General features: G+C 73.5%; 13 protein-coding genes. 5 read left to right on the forward strand and 8 right to left on the reverse strand.

The genetic code is table 11. The features are described from left to right. The first annotated feature begins 4 nt into the window (after positions 1 to 4). From shc to hpnH, 3 genes are read left to right on the forward strand one after another with little or no spacing between them, the layout of a single operon-like run. Positions 5 to 1906, forward strand: coding sequence for a squalene--hopene cyclase (shc, locus tag DI005_RS32830; protein WP_233520405.1), 1902 nt, complete (start codon positions 5 to 7; stop codon positions 1904 to 1906). Further along, complete coding sequence (locus DI005_RS32835) at positions 1890 to 3410, forward strand: 4-hydroxy-3-methylbut-2-enyl diphosphate reductase (protein WP_113644674.1); 1521 nt, start codon at positions 1890 to 1892, stop codon at positions 3408 to 3410. Before shc ends, DI005_RS32835 begins: the two co-directional genes overlap by 17 nt. Further along, positions 3407 to 4417 carry an adenosyl-hopene transferase HpnH gene (gene hpnH, locus DI005_RS32840; RefSeq protein ID WP_112268825.1) on the forward strand — a complete coding sequence of 337 codons (1011 nt, stop codon included), beginning with the start codon at positions 3407 to 3409 and terminating at the stop codon, positions 4415 to 4417. Before DI005_RS32835 ends, hpnH begins: the two co-directional genes overlap by 4 nt. Before the next feature lie 264 nt (positions 4418 to 4681). Here the strand turns inward: hpnH and DI005_RS32845 are convergent, their stop codons facing one another. From DI005_RS32845 to DI005_RS32860, 4 genes are all read right to left on the reverse strand, one after another. Beyond that, entirely contained in the window at positions 4682 to 5422 is a 741-nt protein-coding gene (locus DI005_RS32845; RefSeq protein WP_113644675.1) for an SDR family oxidoreductase, read from the reverse strand. Next, positions 5419 to 6309, reverse strand: coding sequence for a DMT family transporter (locus DI005_RS32850; protein ID WP_113644676.1), 891 nt, complete (start codon positions 6307 to 6309; stop codon positions 5419 to 5421). The genes DI005_RS32845 and DI005_RS32850 overlap by 4 nt, the downstream gene beginning before the upstream one ends. Next, positions 6306 to 8693: a wax ester/triacylglycerol synthase domain-containing protein gene (locus tag DI005_RS39600; RefSeq protein ID WP_113644677.1), complete on the reverse strand. Its 2388-nt coding sequence runs from the start codon at positions 8691 to 8693 to the stop codon at positions 6306 to 6308. Before DI005_RS39600 ends, DI005_RS32850 begins: the two co-directional genes overlap by 4 nt. 82 nt (positions 8694 to 8775) lie before the next feature. Next, a complete protein-coding gene (locus DI005_RS32860; protein WP_113644678.1) occupies positions 8776 to 10365 on the reverse strand; it encodes a hypothetical protein in 1590 nt (529 codons plus the stop codon). Between the two features lie 237 nt (positions 10366 to 10602). On the opposite strand from DI005_RS32860, the gene DI005_RS32865 reads away from it, so the two are divergent. Next, a complete protein-coding gene (locus DI005_RS32865; protein WP_158559933.1) occupies positions 10603 to 11952 on the forward strand; it encodes an MFS transporter in 1350 nt (449 codons plus the stop codon). 4 nt (positions 11953 to 11956) lie between these two features. Here DI005_RS32865 and DI005_RS32870 read toward each other — a convergent pair whose 3' ends face one another. Further along, positions 11957 to 13621, reverse strand: a complete 1665-nt coding sequence (locus tag DI005_RS32870) for a CdaR family transcriptional regulator (protein ID WP_113644680.1) — start codon at positions 13619 to 13621, stop codon at positions 11957 to 11959. A gap of 126 nt (positions 13622 to 13747) precedes the next feature. Here DI005_RS32870 and DI005_RS32875 point away from each other — a divergent pair, with 126 nt between their 5' ends. Next, complete coding sequence (locus tag DI005_RS32875) at positions 13748 to 14200, forward strand: heme-binding protein (protein WP_112268839.1); 453 nt, start codon at positions 13748 to 13750, stop codon at positions 14198 to 14200. Positions 14201 to 14204: 4 nt separating this feature from the next. On the opposite strand, the gene DI005_RS32880 is transcribed toward DI005_RS32875, so the two are convergent. The 3 genes from DI005_RS32880 to DI005_RS32890 are packed head-to-tail and all read right to left on the reverse strand — an operon-like array spanning position 14205 to position 16562. Further along, on the reverse strand, positions 14205 to 14633 hold the full coding sequence (locus DI005_RS32880; RefSeq protein WP_112268841.1) for a RidA family protein: 429 nt from the start codon (positions 14631 to 14633) through the stop codon (positions 14205 to 14207). Continuing rightward, positions 14626 to 16206: a gamma-glutamyltransferase family protein gene (locus DI005_RS32885; protein ID WP_233520401.1), complete on the reverse strand. Its 1581-nt coding sequence runs from the start codon at positions 16204 to 16206 to the stop codon at positions 14626 to 14628. The genes DI005_RS32880 and DI005_RS32885 overlap by 8 nt, the downstream gene beginning before the upstream one ends. Next, complete coding sequence (locus DI005_RS32890; protein WP_113644682.1) at positions 16206 to 16562, reverse strand: non-heme iron oxygenase ferredoxin subunit; 357 nt, start codon at positions 16560 to 16562, stop codon at positions 16206 to 16208. The genes DI005_RS32885 and DI005_RS32890 overlap by 1 nt, the downstream gene beginning before the upstream one ends. Positions 16563 to 16572: the final 10 nt, after the last annotated feature.

Raw genomic sequence — 16572 nt, forward strand, 5'->3', positions numbered from 1 at the left:
CGGCGTGATCGAGCGGACGACGGCCCCCGCCGCGGCGAGGGAGGCGGCCGAGCGGGCCCGCGAGTACCTGGTCTCGCTCCAGCACGAGGAAGGCTGGTGGAAGGGCGAGCTCGAGACCAACGTGACGATGGACGCCGAGGACCTGATGCTCCGGCGCTTCCTCGGCATCCTCGACGAGCAGACGCTCGCCGAGTCGGCGCGGTGGATCCGCTCGTGCCAGCGGGAGGACGGCACGTGGGCCAACTTCCACGGCGGTCCCGCCGACCTCTCCACCACCGTCGAGGCCTATGTCGCGCTCCGCATGGCGGGCGACCCGGTCGGCTCGGAGCACCTGCGCAAGGCGCGCGAGTACATCCTCGCCCACGGCGGTATCGAGGCCACCCGGGTCTTCACCCGCATCTGGCTCGCACTGTTCGGCGAGTGGTCCTGGGACGAGCTGCCCGTGCTGCCGCCGGAGATGGTGCTGCTGCCGGACTGGTTCCCGCTCAACATCTACGACTGGGCGTGCTGGGCCCGGCAGACCGTGGTGCCGCTGACCGTGGTCGGCGCGGCGCGGCCGTGCCGCGCGCTCGGCGTGAGCGTGCGGGAACTGCGCACCGGACGGCCGAGACCGGAGCCGGCTTCGCTGCTGACGTGGGCGGGGGCCTTCCAGCGCCTCGACGGGGTGCTGCACGTGCTCGAGCGCGTCCCCGTCAAGCCGCTGCGCGGCGTCGCGCTGGCCCGCGCGGAACGGTGGATCCTCGACCGGCAGGAGGCGGACGGCGGGTGGGGCGGCATCCAGCCGCCGTGGGTGTACTCGATCCTCGCGCTGAACCTGCGTGGCTACGGCACGGACCATCCGGTGCTGCGCAAGGCACTCGACGGGCTCGACGGGTTCACGATCCGCGAGCGCACCGCCGAGGGCATGGTGCGGAGGCTGGAGGCATGCCAGTCGCCGGTGTGGGACACCGCGCTCGCGATCATCGCGCTGCTCGACGCCGGACTGCCTCCCGGCGACCCGGCGCTCGTGCGCGCCACCGACTGGGTGCTGCGCGAGGAGATCAGGAGCGACGGCGACTGGAGCGTGCGCAGGCCGGACCTGACGCCGTCCGGCTGGGCGTTCGAGTTCGCCAACGACCACTACCCGGACACCGACGACACGGCCGAGGTTGTGCTTGGCCTGAACCGCGTCCACCATCCCGAGCCCGCCCGGCTCGGCGAGGCGCTCGACCGGGCGGTGGCGTGGACCACCGGAATGCAGTCGCGCGACGGCGGCTGGGGCGCGTTCGACGCGGACAACACCAGGACGCTGCCGGAGAAGCTGCCGTTCTGCGACTTCGGCGCCGTGATCGACCCGCCCTCGGCCGACGTGACCGCGCACATCGTCGAGATGCTCGCCGCCCGCGGTGAGGCGGACGCCCACCCCGCGCGGCGTGGCGTGCGCTGGCTGTTGCGGCACCAGGAACGGGACGGCTCGTGGTTCGGCCGGTGGGGCGCGAACCACGTCTACGGCACCGGTGCCGTCGTGCCCGCGCTGGTCGCCTGCGGGATCCCGGTGACGCACCCCGCGATCCGCCGCGCGGTCGGCTGGCTCACGCGGCACCAGAACCCCGACGGCGGCTGGGGTGAGGACCTCCGGTCCTATGTGGACCCGGCCTGGGTGGGCAAGGGCGAGTCCACGGCGTCGCAGACGGCGTGGGCACTGCTCGCGCTGCTCGCCGCGGGGGAGCGCGGCGATCCCGTGGTGCGGGGCGTCGAGTGGCTCACTCGCACCCAGCGGGAGGACGGCGGCTGGGACGAGCCCTGGTTCACCGGCACCGGCTTTCCCGGCGACTTCTACATCAACTACCACCTGTACCGGCTCGTCTTCCCGCTCATGGCGCTCGGCCGATACGTGGAGGTGACCAGCGATGAAACCACCGGATGACGACCTGATCGTCGTCTCGCCGCTGCTGCTGGAGGCCCGGAGCGTCCGGCGGGGCCTGCGCGGTCCCTCCGGTGGGCACGTGGTGCTCGCGGGACCGCACGCGCGCCGGGCCAAACGCGTTGCGCGGGCCCTGCGGCAGTACCCGGACCGGCCGGTGGCCGTCGCGGGGGTCGCCGGCGCGCTCGTGCACGGCCTCCGGCCGGGGGACCTGGTGGTGGCGAGCGAGGTCCGCTCCGCGCAGGGCACGCACCACTGCCGGTCGGCGCCGCTGCTCGCGGCACAGCTGCGCAAGCTCGGGCTGACCGTCCACGTCGGACCGATGGTGGAGACCGACCACGTGGTGTGGCAACCGGAGGGCGCGCGGCTCGCGCTCGACGGGGCGATCGCCGTGGACATGGAGTCCGCGCGGCTGCTGGACATGATCGGGTCCCGTCCCGCCGCCGTGGTGCGGGCGGTGGTGGACACCCCCACGCGGTCGCTGCTGCACCCGGCGACCGTGCCGGGCGGCATCGCCGCGCTGCGGTCGCTGCGGGCGGTCGGGCCCGCGTTGCGCCGGTGGGCGGCCGCGACCGGCGACCGCACGGTGCTGCTGGCCGGCCCGCGATCGTTCTGCGCCGGTGTGGACCGGGCGGTGGAGATCGTGGAGCGCCTGCTCGACCGGCACGCGCCGCCGATATACGTGCGCAAGCAGATCGTGCACAACTCGCGCGTGGTGGGCGAGCTGGAACGGCGGGGCGCGGTGTTCGTCGACGAACTCGACGAGGTGCCGGAGAACGCGACCGTCGTGTTCTCCGCGCACGGCGTCTCCCCGGCGGTGCGGGAGGCCGCCGAGGAACGCGGGCTCGACGTGGTGGACGCGACGTGCCCGCTCGTGGCCAAGGTGCACGGCGAGGCGAGGCGGTTCGCCCGCGACGGCGACACCGTGTTCCTCATCGGGCACGCCGGGCACGAGGAGGTGGAGGGGACGCTCGGCGAGGCGCCGGAACGCACCGTGCTCGTGGAGCGGCCGGAGGACGTCGCGGGACTCGAGGTCGAGGACCCCGACCGTGTCGCCTACCTCATGCAGACCACCCTCGCGATGGACGAGGCCGCGGGGGTGGTGGACGCCCTGCGCGACCGCTTCCCGGCTTTGCGGGGTCCCGGCTCGGACGACATCTGCTACGCCACCACCAACCGGCAGGACGCGGTGCGCGTGGTGGCGCGCGAGTCGGACGTCGTGCTCGTGGCGGGTTCGGGCAACTCGTCCAACTCCCGCCGCCTCGTGGAGGTGGCCCAGCGTGAGGGCGCCAGGGCCTACCTGGTGGACAACGTGAACGAGATCGACCTCGATTGGCTGGTGGGCGCCCGCACGGTCGGGCTGTCCGCCGGCGCGTCGGCGCCGACGGTACTGGTGGACGAGATCGTCGACGCGTTGGCCGGTCTCGGGGCGGTGGAGACGAGGGAGCGCACCACCGCGACCGAAACCGTGAACTTCAGCCTTCCCAAGGAGGTGCGGCACCGATGAACATGCCCCTGCACCAGGCGATCCGCGTGGCGAGGCACGTGGCCACCCAGAAGCTGCGCAAGCGCGACAAGTTCCCGTTCATCATGGAGCTCGAACCGATCCTGGCCTGCAACCTCAAATGCGGGGGCTGCGGGAAGATCCAGCACCCGGCCAACATCCTCAAGCAGCGGATGCCCGTCGAGCAGGCCGTCGCCGCCGTGGAGGAGGCCGGCGCGCCGATGGTGTCGATCGCGGGCGGCGAGCCGCTCATGCATCCCGAGATCGACCGGATGGTCAACGAGCTCGTCAAGCGCAAGAAGTACGTCTTCCTGTGCACCAACGCGGTGCTGCTGCGCAAGAAGATCGACAAGCTCGACCTCAAGCCGTCCAAGTACTTCGCGTTCACCGTGCATCTCGACGGGCTCCGGGAGCGGCACGACGCGGCCGTGGCGAAGGAGGGCGTGTTCGACGAGGCCGTCGCGGCGATCCGGGAGCTGAAGCGGCGCGGGTTCCGCGTCACCACCAACACGACCGTGTTCAACACGGACACCCCGCAGAGCGTCATCGACGTGCTCGACTACCTCAACGACGAGCTCGAGATCGACTCGCTCATGCTGTCTCCCGCCTACGCCTACGAGAAGGCGCCGGACCAGGAGCACTTCCTCGGCGTGCAGGAGACCAGAGAGCTCTTCCGGAAGGCCTTCGCGAACGGCAACCGCAAGCGCTGGCGGCTCGTGCACTCGCCGTTGTTCCTCGACTTCCTCGAGGGCAAGGTCGATTTCGAGTGCACCGCGTGGGGCGTGCCGCTGTACACGCTGTTCGGCTGGCAGAAGCCCTGCTACCTCATGGGCGACGGGTACGTGAAGACGTACCGGGAGCTGGTCGAGACCACCGAGTGGGAGAAGTACGGCCGCGGCCGGGACCCGCGCTGTGCCAACTGCATGGCGCACTGCGGGTACGAGCCGACGTCGGTACTGGCGACCATGAGCTCCCTGAAGGAGTCGATCCGCGCGGCCCGCGAAACCTGACGCCGAGCTCGCGAGTCCCCCGCTCCGACCCGCGAGTCCCCCGCTCGGGCCTGCGAGTTGCCCGCTCGGGCGCGTGAGTCCCCCGCTCCGACCCGCGAGTTGCCCGCTGGGGCGCGTGAGTTGCCCCTTCCGGACCCCGAGTCGTGCGTTGCCGAACGCGCGAACGCAGGGCCGGCGGTCCGGAGCGGGGGACTCGGCGTCCGGAGTGCAGAACTCGGCGTCCGGAGCGGGGGACTCGCGGGCTGGAGCGGGGGACTCGCGGGTTCAGGCGAAGCGGCGTTGCAGGGCGTCGGTGAGGGCCGGCGCCACTCCGCGCAGGCGTGCGGGCAGGCGAAGCCAGCGGGGCACGAACACCTCCGCCCGATTCCGCTCGACGGCGGCGACGAGGGCCGCCGCCACTCGCTCCGGGGGTACCGGGCGCGGGCTGCGCCGCGTGTACGGCGTACCCCGTCGCGCGAAGAACGGCGTGTCGACCACGCCCGGCACCACCACCGACACGCCCACGCCGCGACCGGCCACCTCGCCCCGCACGCTCGCGGCGAACGCGTCCAGCCCCGCCTTCGTCGCCGAGTAGACGGCCTCGCCCGCGACGCTCATGCTCCCCGCGATCGACGAGACGAACACGAGATGCCCGCGCCCGCGCTCCACCATCCCCGGCAGCACCGCCCGCACCAACAGGATCTGCGCCAGCAGGTTCACGCGCACGAGGGTCTCGGCGTCCGTCTCCGGCATGTCCTCGAGGCGTCCCGCCCAGCCGACGCCCGCATTGCACACCAGCAGGTCCACGTCGCCCGCGGAGGCCAGCACCCGCGCGGCGGCACCGGAACCGGCGAGGTCGGCGGCACACGCACGGGCACCGGTGCGCCGCGCGACGGCCTCCAGCGCCGCGGGGTCGCGGCCGGTCACCAGCACGTCACACCCACGCCGGGCAAGCACCGACGCCGTCGCGGCGCCGATACCCGACGAACCGCCCGTCACCACCGCGGTCGTTCCGGCTCCGATCACCCGTTCTCCCTTCCCGGCGTGCTCACCTGCGGGGCCCGCTGGCTGAGCAGCGCGATGCCGGCGATGGCGACCGCCAGCCCGAGCACCTGGCCCGCGATCCTTCCGGCGCCGCCCGGCAGCTCCTCGCCGAGCCACAGCGCGCCGACCCCGATGCTGACGAGCGGGTCGAGCGCGACGATCACCGCGAGCGCGGGAGCCAGCGCCACCCCGACCCGGAACGCGTTCTGGCTCAACAGGAACCCCGTCACCCCGCACGCCACCACGACGTAGAAATGCCAGTGCGTCAGCAGCGCCACCACACCGCGCCGGAGGTCGTCGGCGGCGAGCTTGGTGACCCCCGCCGTGACGCCGTACAGCACCCCGGTGGCCGTCGCCAGCGCCAGGACCCGCACCCGGCCAGCGAACCGTACCGCGAGCCCGACCGCGACGGCGATCATCGCGGCCAGCCCCGTCGCCAGCGGCAGGACGTCGCGCAGCTCCAGCGTGCCGTGCCCGGCCTCCGGTCTGGCCACGAGGAAGAACAACGCCAGTCCCGCCACACACAGCCCCGCACCGAGCAGCACCAGGCCGTCCGGGCGCTCCCGCCGCAGTGCGCTGCTGCTGAACACCGCGAACACCAGCGACGTCACGAGCAGCGGCTGCACGAACACCAGCGGCGCGGTGCTGAGCGCCAGCCACTGGAACACGATCCCGAGCCCGTTGGCCAGCAGCGAGGCCAGCCAGAGCGGCTGCCGCAGCAGCGTGAACACCAGCCCCCATCGCACGGGGCCCCCGCCCTCGACGCGACGGGCCGCCCTGTGCTGCAGCGCTCCGGTCACGCCGAACGCCGCCGCGGCCAGGATCGCGGCGGGCACCGCGATCCCCAGGACGGTGTCCTGGCCGGTCATGGGCCGGCGTGGTCACCGGCCAGCTCGGCGAGGAGGGCGTCTGTGCGCGTCGCGATCCCGTCGACGAACGCGGCCTGCGCGGGGGTGCCCGTGAACACCATCGTGATCCAGCGCCCCCACGTCATCGCGCCCCACGCGAGCCCGCTGCCGGGCGCCAGCGCGAGCACGGGGTAGGCCTCCGACATCACCGACCCGTGCCAGCGGATCTCCCGCCGTGGCCCCGGCATGACGGTGCCGATCGCGTTGAACCAGTCGCCTCGGTAGACGCTCCTGGCGGCGAGCGCGTGCAGCCGGGGCGGCAGCCTGCCGATGAGGCGCACCACGGCGTGCGCGGCCTCGGGCACCCCGGCGTCGATGCGCTCCCGCAGCCCGTTGGCCACGAGCGAAGCCCGGGTGCGCAGGTCCATCGGGCCGACCGGCAGGTCCACCGACACCGCCCCGGTGTGGTTGCCCGCCGCGCGCAGGCTCCCGGTGCCACGCAGGGACCACGGCGCCATCAGCCGGAACCGCGCGCCGGGCTGCGCTCCGAGCACGTCGTGCACGGCCTCGGCGAACACCGCTTTGAGCAGGTCGGCCGGTGCGACGCCGAGGGCGCGGGCGGCCTGCCGGACCTCCTTGCCCGGCAGCCGTACGACCGCGTGGTGACGGTCGGGTCCGGTGATCGCGACGTCCAGCGGCGTCGCGGGCGCCCTGCCCGCCCGCGCCAGCTCCCACAGCCCTCCGGCGAGCTTGCCCGGGGCGGGCCGGAAACCGTTGCCGCCCACCGAGGTCGTTGGCCGGATCGCCCAGGAGAGCCCGGTGCTGGTGTCGGTGTCGGACAGCAGGGCCTGCAGCACGGTCATCCCGTCGCCCAGCGCGTGGTGCAGCTTGACGAGCAGGGCTCGCCGCTGGCCGGGCAGGCCCGTCACCAGCCGTGCGGCACCGAGCGCGCGGGTGGTGTCGAGCGGCACGGAGAAGAACGCGTCGACGGAGCGGGCCAGATCACCGGCCACGACCTCGTCGACCAGCGAAAGCGGGTCGGCGTCCTCGCCGGGGTCCCAGCGCGCCCGTCGCACGAGGGTCGCCGGGAGCAGCCTGCCGCCGACGCCCGGCACCGCGGCGAGCATCCCGGCGGCGTCCTTGCGCGTGAGCGGCGGCCCCGGTTCGAACACCAGCGCCGTGCCGACGTACTGCGGCACCTCTGGAGTGCTGGCGTGCAGGAAGAGCGCGTCGGGCGCGGGCAGCGGACGTGCCCGCGCCGCACCGGGTTGCCGGGCGAATACGCGCAGGTCGTCGTCGAGCCGGTGAGCGCTCGTGTGCCGGCGGGCCGCCTCCTCCAGCGCGCGCAGGCGCTCCGGCCGGGTCACCAGCTCGCGCACCGTGCGGGCCAGCTCACCCGGCCCCGCGCACACCCTGGCGAGTCCCGCCTCCTCCAGCAGGCGGGCGTTGGCCTTGCCGTGTCCCGGGATCGGGTCGTGCAGCACCACGGCGCGACCGCACGCGAGCGCCTCCAGCGCCGTCGCGCCGCCCGCGTTGGTCACCACCAGGTCGGCCGCGGTCATGAGCGTGGCCATGTCGTCGACCCAGCCCAGCACCCGTACGCGCTCGTCGCCGGCGAACCCGCGTTCCAGCCGGCGCCGCAGGCGCTCGTCGCGCCCGGTCACCACCACGACGCACGCGGCCGGGCCGCCGCCCAGCAGCTCCCGGACGGCGCCGCTGGGGTCGCCGAAGGCCAGCGAGCCGCACGACACGACGGCCAGCGGCCCCGCGTCCGGAAGCCCCAGCCGTTCCCGTGCCGCGCCGCGGTCACCGGGAGCGAACCGTCCTGGCACAGGGGGAGCGGACACCGCGACCGGAGCGCCGGGCACGCTGCGCCGTGCGGCCTCCACGGCCACCTCGTGCATGACCATGTTGACGGTCACGCCCTTGTGCACCCACGACGGGTGCGGCGCGATGTCGGAGACCCACGCCGCCGTCGGCACCGACAGTCCCCGGTGCCTGCGCAGCCACTCCAGCCCGGTGCTGCCCATCGGGTAGGTGGAGACGATCGCGTCGGGACGGGCCGCGTCGATGACGGAAGCGAGCCGCCGCCCGCTCCACGCGCCGATCACCCGCTTGGCGGCTTTCGCGAACCAGCGGTGGTGCCACACCGAGGTGTAGAAGAACTCGTAGAGCCACGGCAGCCGCTCGACGCTCGTCGCGTAGATCCAGCGGAACACGGGTCCGGTGCCGCGGCCCATCACGTCGAGCACGTCGGCCCACTCCACCTCGATGCCGGGCCACACCCGTTGCGCCGCCGCCCGCAGGGCGCGCGCGGTCGCGTTGTGGCCCTCGCCCATGGTCGCCGAGACGATCAGCAACCGGGCTGGGCCCTCCGCCTCCGGACTCGCGCTCGTCGTCACCACCGCCCATCCGTGCCCGCTGCCAGGATTCAATCACGATTCCCGGGCGAGCGTGACCCTCTGGAGTGGACGGCTGTAGCGCGTGTCAGCCGAGAAACACCACGGAGAACACGGTGGCGGCCAGGAGCCCCGCCATGACGGGGAGGAAGCAGCGGCGGGCGAGGTCGAGCACGGGCACCCTGGCGAACCCGGCCACCGCGATGAGCGACGACCACGCGACGAGCGTCCCGCCACCGGACCAGATGTTGCCCATCTGGCCGAGCGCGGCGAGGGTCGTGTCGTCGATGCCCGCGCCGGCGCCGAGGCTGCCCGCGAGCGCGCCCGTGAGCGGCAGACCGGAGAAACCGGAGCCGTCGAGACCGGCGACCACGCCGACGAGCAGGATCGCGAAAGCCGCGATGAACCCGTTCTCCGGAATGTGGTCCTGCACCGCGGCCACGAGGTCGAACAGGATTCCCTGGCCCCGGATCTCGGTGCCGAGGATCTGGGAGGCGAACTCGGCGTTGCCGATGAAGAAGAAGCCGGCGATGGGCAGCACGATCCCCATCGCCTTGAATGCGAAGACCAGCCCGTTCACCACGTGGGTTGCCGACGTTTCCAGGAAGCCGCGGCCGTCGCCGACGAGGGCCGCCATGAAGACGATGAGCGCCGCGACGCCGCCGACGAGCCCGGCGGCCTGGCCGGACTCCAGGTCGGGCACGCTCGGTGAGATCTTGGCGACGATCATGTAGCCGATCAGGGACAGGTAGGCGAGGGGCACGAAGACGGCGAAGAACGTCGATGCCCTCGGGTACTCCCGTGCCGGATCGGCGGAAGCCGGGTCACCACCGTCCACAGTGTCCGGTGAGCCGCCAAGGAGCGGTGCGGCCGGCGGAGGTTCCGTGCCGTCGCCGTCAGAGGCCACACGCGCCCCGGCTCCGGTGGGCACCAGCTCGCGCTGCCTCGGCGCTGCCTCGGCGGTTTCGGCGGCCTGGCGCGGTTCCGGCGTGGCGAACTGCCGGCCGCTCGCCTCCCATTCGGTGAGCAGCCGCGCCGAGGGCTTGCGCATCTTGCGGAACTCGAGCGCGTAACCCACGAGCAGCGCCACGCCGCCGACCACCAGCGAGAGCACCATCGCCTTGTCGGCCACCGCGTTCGGGTCCATGCCACCCGCCTGCGCGGAGAGCCCGGGTGCGACGCGGATGACGTAGTCCGACGACAGTGCCATGCCCTGTCCCGCGCACGCCATCACCATGCCCACCGCCATCGGCCGCAGGCCCGCGCGGATCGCGACGGGCACGAGGACCGCGCCGATCAGTGGCACCGCGGGCGTTGGCCAGAAGAACAGCGAGATGAAGTAGGTGACCACCAGGAGTGCCCAGAACGCCAGATGCCCGTTGCGCATCACCCGGCGGAAGGGCGCCACCATCTTCCGGTCGGCGCCCAGAACCTGCAGCGAATGGAGCATCGCGGTCACGAGCGCGATGATCAGGAAGATGTTGAACAGGTTCGTCGCGGCGACCAGGCTCGCGTCGAACACCGCGGTGATGCCGGTGATCAGGCTGCCGGAGAACACCAGCGCGGTCAGGAACGTCGCCGCCACGGCGGGGACGACGATGTTCTTCCTGGCCATCATCGTGCCGAGAATGACGATGACACCGGCCAGGTATATCCAGTGGGCGGCTGTGAGTGGCATGGGCTTCCCTTCGGCTGGAAGTCATGGCGTTAACGGAAGAGGTTCCGCGTGCGGGCGGTGTCCCGTCTACCAGTCATGTGCACACCGCGCGGGGCCAAGTTTGTGCACGTTGCCCTGGTGCCACCGGTTGTAACCGGGGCAGTCTGAAATGGATCTCGGCGCAACCGCACCGTAACCGCCGCGCGACATGGACTGGCCCGGTGCGTGCTCGCCCGCGAGTCCTGGAGGTCCGTTCCGGTGGGGGAAGTCCGCGCGCCCGGTGCCCGGGTGTTGTGCACACTGCTGGCGGTGACGCTGCTCGGCACCGTCTGCAACAACGTGCTCAACGTGCCGTTGCGCGAGATCTCGCTCGACCTCGGCGTGCCGCTGCCCGCGGGTGTGCTTGCGGTGAGCTCCTTCGCGCTGGTGCTCGCCGTGACGATGCCGCTGGTGGGCTGGGTTGGTGACCGTGTCGGCCGCACGCGCACGCTGCTCGTCGCGCAGGTGCTGATGGCCTGCTCGATGGCGGGTGCCGCGCTCGCGCCGTCGCTGCCGGTGCTCGCGGTGTGCCGGGGACTCCAGGGACTCGCGTGCGCGGCGGCTCCGCCGTGCGTGATGGGGCTCCTGGCGAGCCTCTACGGCCTCCAGCGGCGTAACCGCGTGATGGGCGCGTGGGCGGCGGCCAACGGCGTGGGCCAGGCACTCGGCCCGCCGCTCGGCGGGCTCGTGGCCGAATCACTCGGCTGGCGGGAGATCTTCTGGGTACTCACGCCGGTGAGCGTGTTGCTGGTGGCCGCGCTCGCGTGGCTGGTGCCCGCAGAGCCGGCCAGGCCCGCGCGCCTGCACTGGCCGGGCACGATCACGTTCACGCTGGGAACCGCCCTGCTCATGGCGGCGGCCGCCCTCGCACCGGGCGCGACGATCCCGTTGCCGGTGCTGGCCGGGCTCGCCGCCGCGGGCGCCGGCTTGCTGACGGCGTACGCCCTGCTGTCCCGCAACGTCGCGGACCCGTTCATCCCGCCCCGGCTGATCACGGAGACCCGATTCCTGCGCAGCGGGTTCGCCGCATGCGCACAGATGTTCTGCCTCGGCGCGACGCTGGTCGCGATGCCGTTGTACGCCACGGGTTCGCTCGGACTGCGCACGGCGATGGCGGGCCTGCTGGTGTTCGCGCTGCCGCTTACCATGGCGGTGCTGGCCGGCGTGGCCGGCGTGGTCGGCGTGCTCAGCGAGCGCACCCGGCCCCGCTGGGTGCTCCGCGCCGGGCTGGCGCTGCTGGTGGTCGCGGAGATGGCGATCGGCTGCTACGTCGGCGCCCGCGGCCAGAGCCTCGCGGCGGTGGCGGCGTTGCTGGCCGCGATCGGCTGCGGGGTCGCGCTGGTGCAGACCCCGGCGGCCGCCGGAGCCACCCGCTCGGCAGCGGGAAGCGCGGGTGCCGCACTCGGCCTGTTCAACACGTTGCGCTTCGGCGGGGCGGCCCTCGGCGTGGCGTGGGTCGGCCTGATGTACCCCGTGGTCTCGCCGCCGGTGCTCTTCGGCGGGTGTGCCGTGTTCGCGCTCGCCGGCCTCGCCGTGAGTTTCGCGGGCCGGAACCCCGCGCCGGGCTGAGGCCTCACTCCGGGCGCAGTTCCCGGTCGACCTCCGCAGTGGTCCTGGCCAGCAGGTCGAGCTTGTACGCCAGCCACAGCGCGAACTGGTGCTCGGCCTCCCGCAGGTCGAAGTGCAGCATCCGGGACGCGCGGTCGAGTTTGTACAGCATCGTGTTGCGGTGGACGTGCAGCCTGCGGGCGGCGGCGTTGACGTTGCCGCCGCACTCGAGATAGGCGAGCACCGCGCGGTTCAGCTCGGCACCGCTCGCGCCCGCCGAGCGCAGCGGCGCCAGCAGGTCCTCGGCGAAGGTGCGCCCCTGCTCGCTGCCCGCGAGGTCGGCGAGTGCGGCGAAGACCCGCAGTTCGTGGAAGCCGCACGCGGTCTCGATACCCAGCTGGGTGCGCAGGCGCAGGGCGATCCGGGCCTCCCGGTAGCTGCCGGTGATCCGCACGGCGCCGCTGACCGGCCGCCCGTAGGCCAGCCGCACCGGCGCGCCCGCACGCTGCGACAGGTCGCGCTCCAGCGCCGTCGCGAACTCGGCGACCATCCGGCCGGCGGCGTCGGGGGCGGCCCGTCGGGGCAGATCGAACTGGTAGACGACGGCGAGCACGTCCCCGATCGCCGCCGCGAGGGTATGGGTGCCCTGGGGCGGGGTCAGCCTGCTCGCCTCCCGCGCGAGCGCGGACGCGGTCGTGAGCGCGTCGCCCTCGGCCACGAGCACCCCGTAGGTCGCCGACGTGGGGAACCGGTAGTGCGCGGCGCGGGCCTCGAGGTCGGAGGCGTTGCCGAACCGCCCGTGCAGCAGGGCGTGCACGAAGTCGCCCCTGGCGCGCTCCTCGGCCTCGGAGATGCTGCGCACCCGCAGCATCTCGGTGCCGACGATCGTCACGGCCTGCTCCACCACCACGCGGTGCTGAGCGAGGTCGTGCGGGTGCGGTGGGCTCGCCGGCTCGATCAGCACGACCCAGCCGTCGTGTCGCCCGCCGAGCACGATCGGGCCCACGACGCACGTGACGGTGGCGCCGCCGATCTCGGCCTCGCCGACCGCCGGCCCGTGCCCGCCGAGAGAGGCGCCGATCAGCTCCGGCGGCTCGTCGGCCAGCACGCGCCCCAGCTCGTCCGCGTCGAGGGTGCCGGTGGCGGGCTGGACGAAGGCGAGCACCCGGCGCCGGTCGTCGAGTACGGCGACCGCGCAGTGCGAGAGCCGGGACAGCTGGTGGCACAGCGCGGAGATCCCGGCGCCGCGGTAGAGCAGCTCGGCCAGCGCGCGGTGGACGGTAACGCCGTAGCGCAGCACGTGGGCCTCGTGCGCCAGCGCCAGCTCGGCCACCAGCCTGCCCACCTCCCGGAAGCTCACGTGCTCGCCTGCCGAGACCACCGGGACCGGATCCGTCACCGCCGCCCAGCGCCCCGCGTCCGGAGTACCCGAGACCAGCACGGCGGCGGGCTCGCGGCGGCACAGCCGGGCGAGCTCGCCGGGATCGAGCTGCGCCTCGTGGGCGAAGACGAGGACACCGGCGAGCGAGGACGTGCCCGCGGCGGCCTGCTCCCACGGCAGGCACCACGTGACGACCCGCTCGGTCGGACCCGCGACACCCGCCTCGCGCAACACCCGTTCCTGCAGGAGTCTCGCCAGCGTCAGCTCGGTGGCGGTGCCGGTGTTCTCGCGGTTCGGGGTGGTCGTCAACGCTGCCCCCTCATGGACAAGTTGCACAGGTTTTCGCGGCGTCGTCACGGCAGCTTGACCATTGCCGCCCCGTCAGCGCAAGCGGCAGATTGGTCACGACACCGCTACAGCCGAGGAGGACCCGACGTGCACACGGTCAACCGGATCACGCTCGACGACGCGTTGCCCATGCTCGCCGCGGCGCGAGCGAAGGCCGAGGAGATCGGCGTCCGGCAGACGATCTGCGTCTGCGACGACGGCGGCAACGTCATCGCGCTGCACCGGCTACCGGGAGCGCGGCTGACGGGCGTGGAGATCGCGATCGCCAAGGCGTTCACCGCCGCCGGGCACGAGCGGGCCACGCACAAGTTCAACGAGCCGCCGGACGGGCCCGCGCTGCCCGGCAACGAGGCGTTCGGGATCAGCCACATGCTGCCCGGGAAGTTCGCGACGTTCGTCGGCGGGTTTCCCGTCGAGTACGAGGGCCAGATCGTCGGCGCCGTCGGCGTGAGCGGCGGCAACGGCGAGCAGGACAAGGCCGTCGGCGCGGCGGCGCTGCGCGCGTTCGCCGAGCACGTCGCCGCGACGCCGGTGGCGTGACCGGTCAGCGCACCGCCGCGGTGAGCTCCACCTCCACCGGCGCGCCGGAGGGCAGGCACCGGACCCCGGCGGCGGTGCGCACCACCGCGCCGCGCTCGCCGAGCCACGCCCGCAGGCTGCCGGAGGCACCGTCGGCCACGGCCGTGTGCTCGGTGAACTCCGGCGTGCACGCGAGGTAGACCGTCAGGCGCAGGCAGCGGTCGATCCGGTCGAGCCCGCCCGCGGCCTCGGCGATGGCCAGCAGAGCGTTGCCCGCCGCGAGCGCGGCCGCCTGTCTCGCCCTCGGTATTCCGAGATCCCGGCCGACGAGCCCGTGCACCAGCAGCCTGCCGTTGACACGCGGTGTCATGCCCGCGCTGACGGCGAGTCCGTTGTGGACGATCGCGGGCCGGTAGTCGCCCTGCGCGATCGTCCGCGCGAGCCGCTCACTCACCGAGCACCACCCCGTCCTGGCGCGGGTCCGCGCCGCCCGAGAGCACGCCCCGGTCGTGGTCGAGGCCCACGACGAGCGCGGAGCCGCCCGCTTCCCACGGGCCGAGCGCGCGGACCCGGTGCCCTCGCTCGGTGAGCCCGGCGAGCACGTCCGGACCGAGCCGGTCCTCGCAGCGCAGTTCCGCCTCGGCACCGAGGGCGTCGGCGTCGCTGCCGGGATACACCGTGAACCTCGGCGCCGACACCGCCTGCTGCGGGTCGAGCCCGTGGTCGGCGAGGTGGGAGAGCACCTGTACGTTCCACTGCACCTGGCCGTCGCCGCCGGGCGTGTTGCCCACGAAGCGCAGCCTGCCGTACGTGTCGGTGGCGAGCCACGCGTTGAGTGTGTGCAGTGGCCGCCGCCGTGGCCTGGCCTCGTTCGGATGCCCAGGCAGCAGGTAGGCGCCGCGGCCGAACCGGTTGTTCAACACGATCCCGGTGCCCGGTACGGTGATCCCGGCTCCGAACGTGAACGCGAGCGAGTGGATGAAGCTCACCGCCCTGCCCTCGGCGTCCACGGCCACGGTCGAGGTGGTGTCGCCGTCTGGCCGGGCGCCCGCCGGAGGGGCGAGCACCCCGGCGGCGAGGTCCGCCCGCGCCGCCTTCACCGCCGCAGGCTCCAGCAGGTCGCGCCAGGCGTCGTCAGCGCCGCAGTGGGTGAACCGGTCGTGGAAGGCCCGCCGCGCCGCCGCCGCGAGCCGGTGCACGGCCTCGGCACCCAACGCCGGCAGCGATGCCAGCACGCCGTCGCAGAGCGCCGCCTGCTGCAGCATCATCCAGCCCGGAGTCGGCAGCGGGGTCTGGTGGACGGTCAGCCCGCCGTAGGCACCGGTGATCGCGGGGCCGGTGAGCGGGCTGGCGCCCTCGGTCCACTCGTCGCCGGAGAACGGCGCCCCGGCTCGCCGCAGCGCCGTCACGGCCCGTTCGGCGATCGCGCCGGTGTAGAACGAGCCCGGATCCGCGGCCAGTGCGCGCAGCGACGCCGCCAGGTCGGGGAAGGTGAGCCGGGTACCGATCGCGGGCACGGAGCCGCCCCGTAGGAACATCGCGGCGAGGCCAGGATCGGCGCGCAGGAGCGCTTCGTGCTCCAGGACGTCCTGCCGGGTCTTGGCCGAGCACGGCGTGCCGCGCTCGGCGAATGTGATCGCGGGCAGCCACAGCCGCCGCAGCGGCAGGCTCGCCCCGCGCTCGTGCAGTGCCGTCAGCGCGCCGAGCGCGCCGGGAACGGCGACCGAAAGGGCACCCCGGGACGGGAGGCCGTGCTCGGCGTAGAACGCGGGATCGCCTCCGTCCGGGCCGAAACCGCTGCCGCCGACCGTCCACACGGTGCCGTCGGGCTCGCGGACGACGGCGAACGCGTCACCGCCGGCACCGCACTGGCCCGGCAACGTCAGCCAGCACAGCGCCGCCATCGCGAGCGTGGCGTCCACCGCGTTGCCGCCGTCCGCCAGCACGCGGTCGCCCACCGCGCTGACCGCGGGGTGGCTGGCGACGACCATCCGGCTCGCGGCCAGTACCGCGTTGCGCGCGGGCACTAGCGGCCCGCCTTGCGCCTGCGCGGCCCGCCCTCTGCGACGTCCTGCTCGGTCACACCCACGAAGATCTCGCCGTCCTCCTCCCGCACCGGGTAGGTGCGGATCGGCTCGGTGGCCGGCGGGCAGACGGGCTCGCCCGTCTCCAGATCGAACACGCTGCCGTGGCACGAGCAGCCGATGCCCTCGTCGACGAGCTTGCCCGACGAGAGCAGGCAGTCCAGGTGCGTGCAGTAGTTGGACGTCGCGTACGGCTTGCCGCGCAGGCGCGCCACCGCGATCTCGAGCTCCCCGGCGAAGAACCGGCGGACGTAGCCGTCCGGCACCTGGCCGGAACGGGCGACCCTGACGTACTCCATGGCTCTTCCC

The organism is Prauserella sp. PE36, assembly GCF_003311655.1.
In the GTDB taxonomy this organism is placed as follows: domain Bacteria; phylum Actinomycetota; class Actinomycetes; order Mycobacteriales; family Pseudonocardiaceae; genus Prauserella_A; species Prauserella_A endophytica.

Bases quoted from the DNA above. Each gene is read 5' to 3' on its own strand.
- DI005_RS32835 (WP_113644674.1), top strand. From the start codon at position 1,890: ATGAAACCACCGGATGACGACCTGATCGTCGTCTCGCCGCTGCTGCTG.
- hpnH (WP_112268825.1), top strand. From the start codon at position 3,407: ATGAACATGCCCCTGCACCAGGCGATCCGCGTGGCGAGGCACGTGGCC.
- DI005_RS32850 (WP_113644676.1), bottom strand. From the start codon at position 6,309: ATGACCGGCCAGGACACCGTCCTGGGGATCGCGGTGCCCGCCGCGATC.
- DI005_RS32860 (WP_113644678.1), bottom strand. From the start codon at position 10,365: ATGCCACTCACAGCCGCCCACTGGATATACCTGGCCGGTGTCATCGTC.
- DI005_RS32890 (WP_113644682.1), bottom strand. From the start codon at position 16,562: ATGGAGTACGTCAGGGTCGCCCGTTCCGGCCAGGTGCCGGACGGCTAC.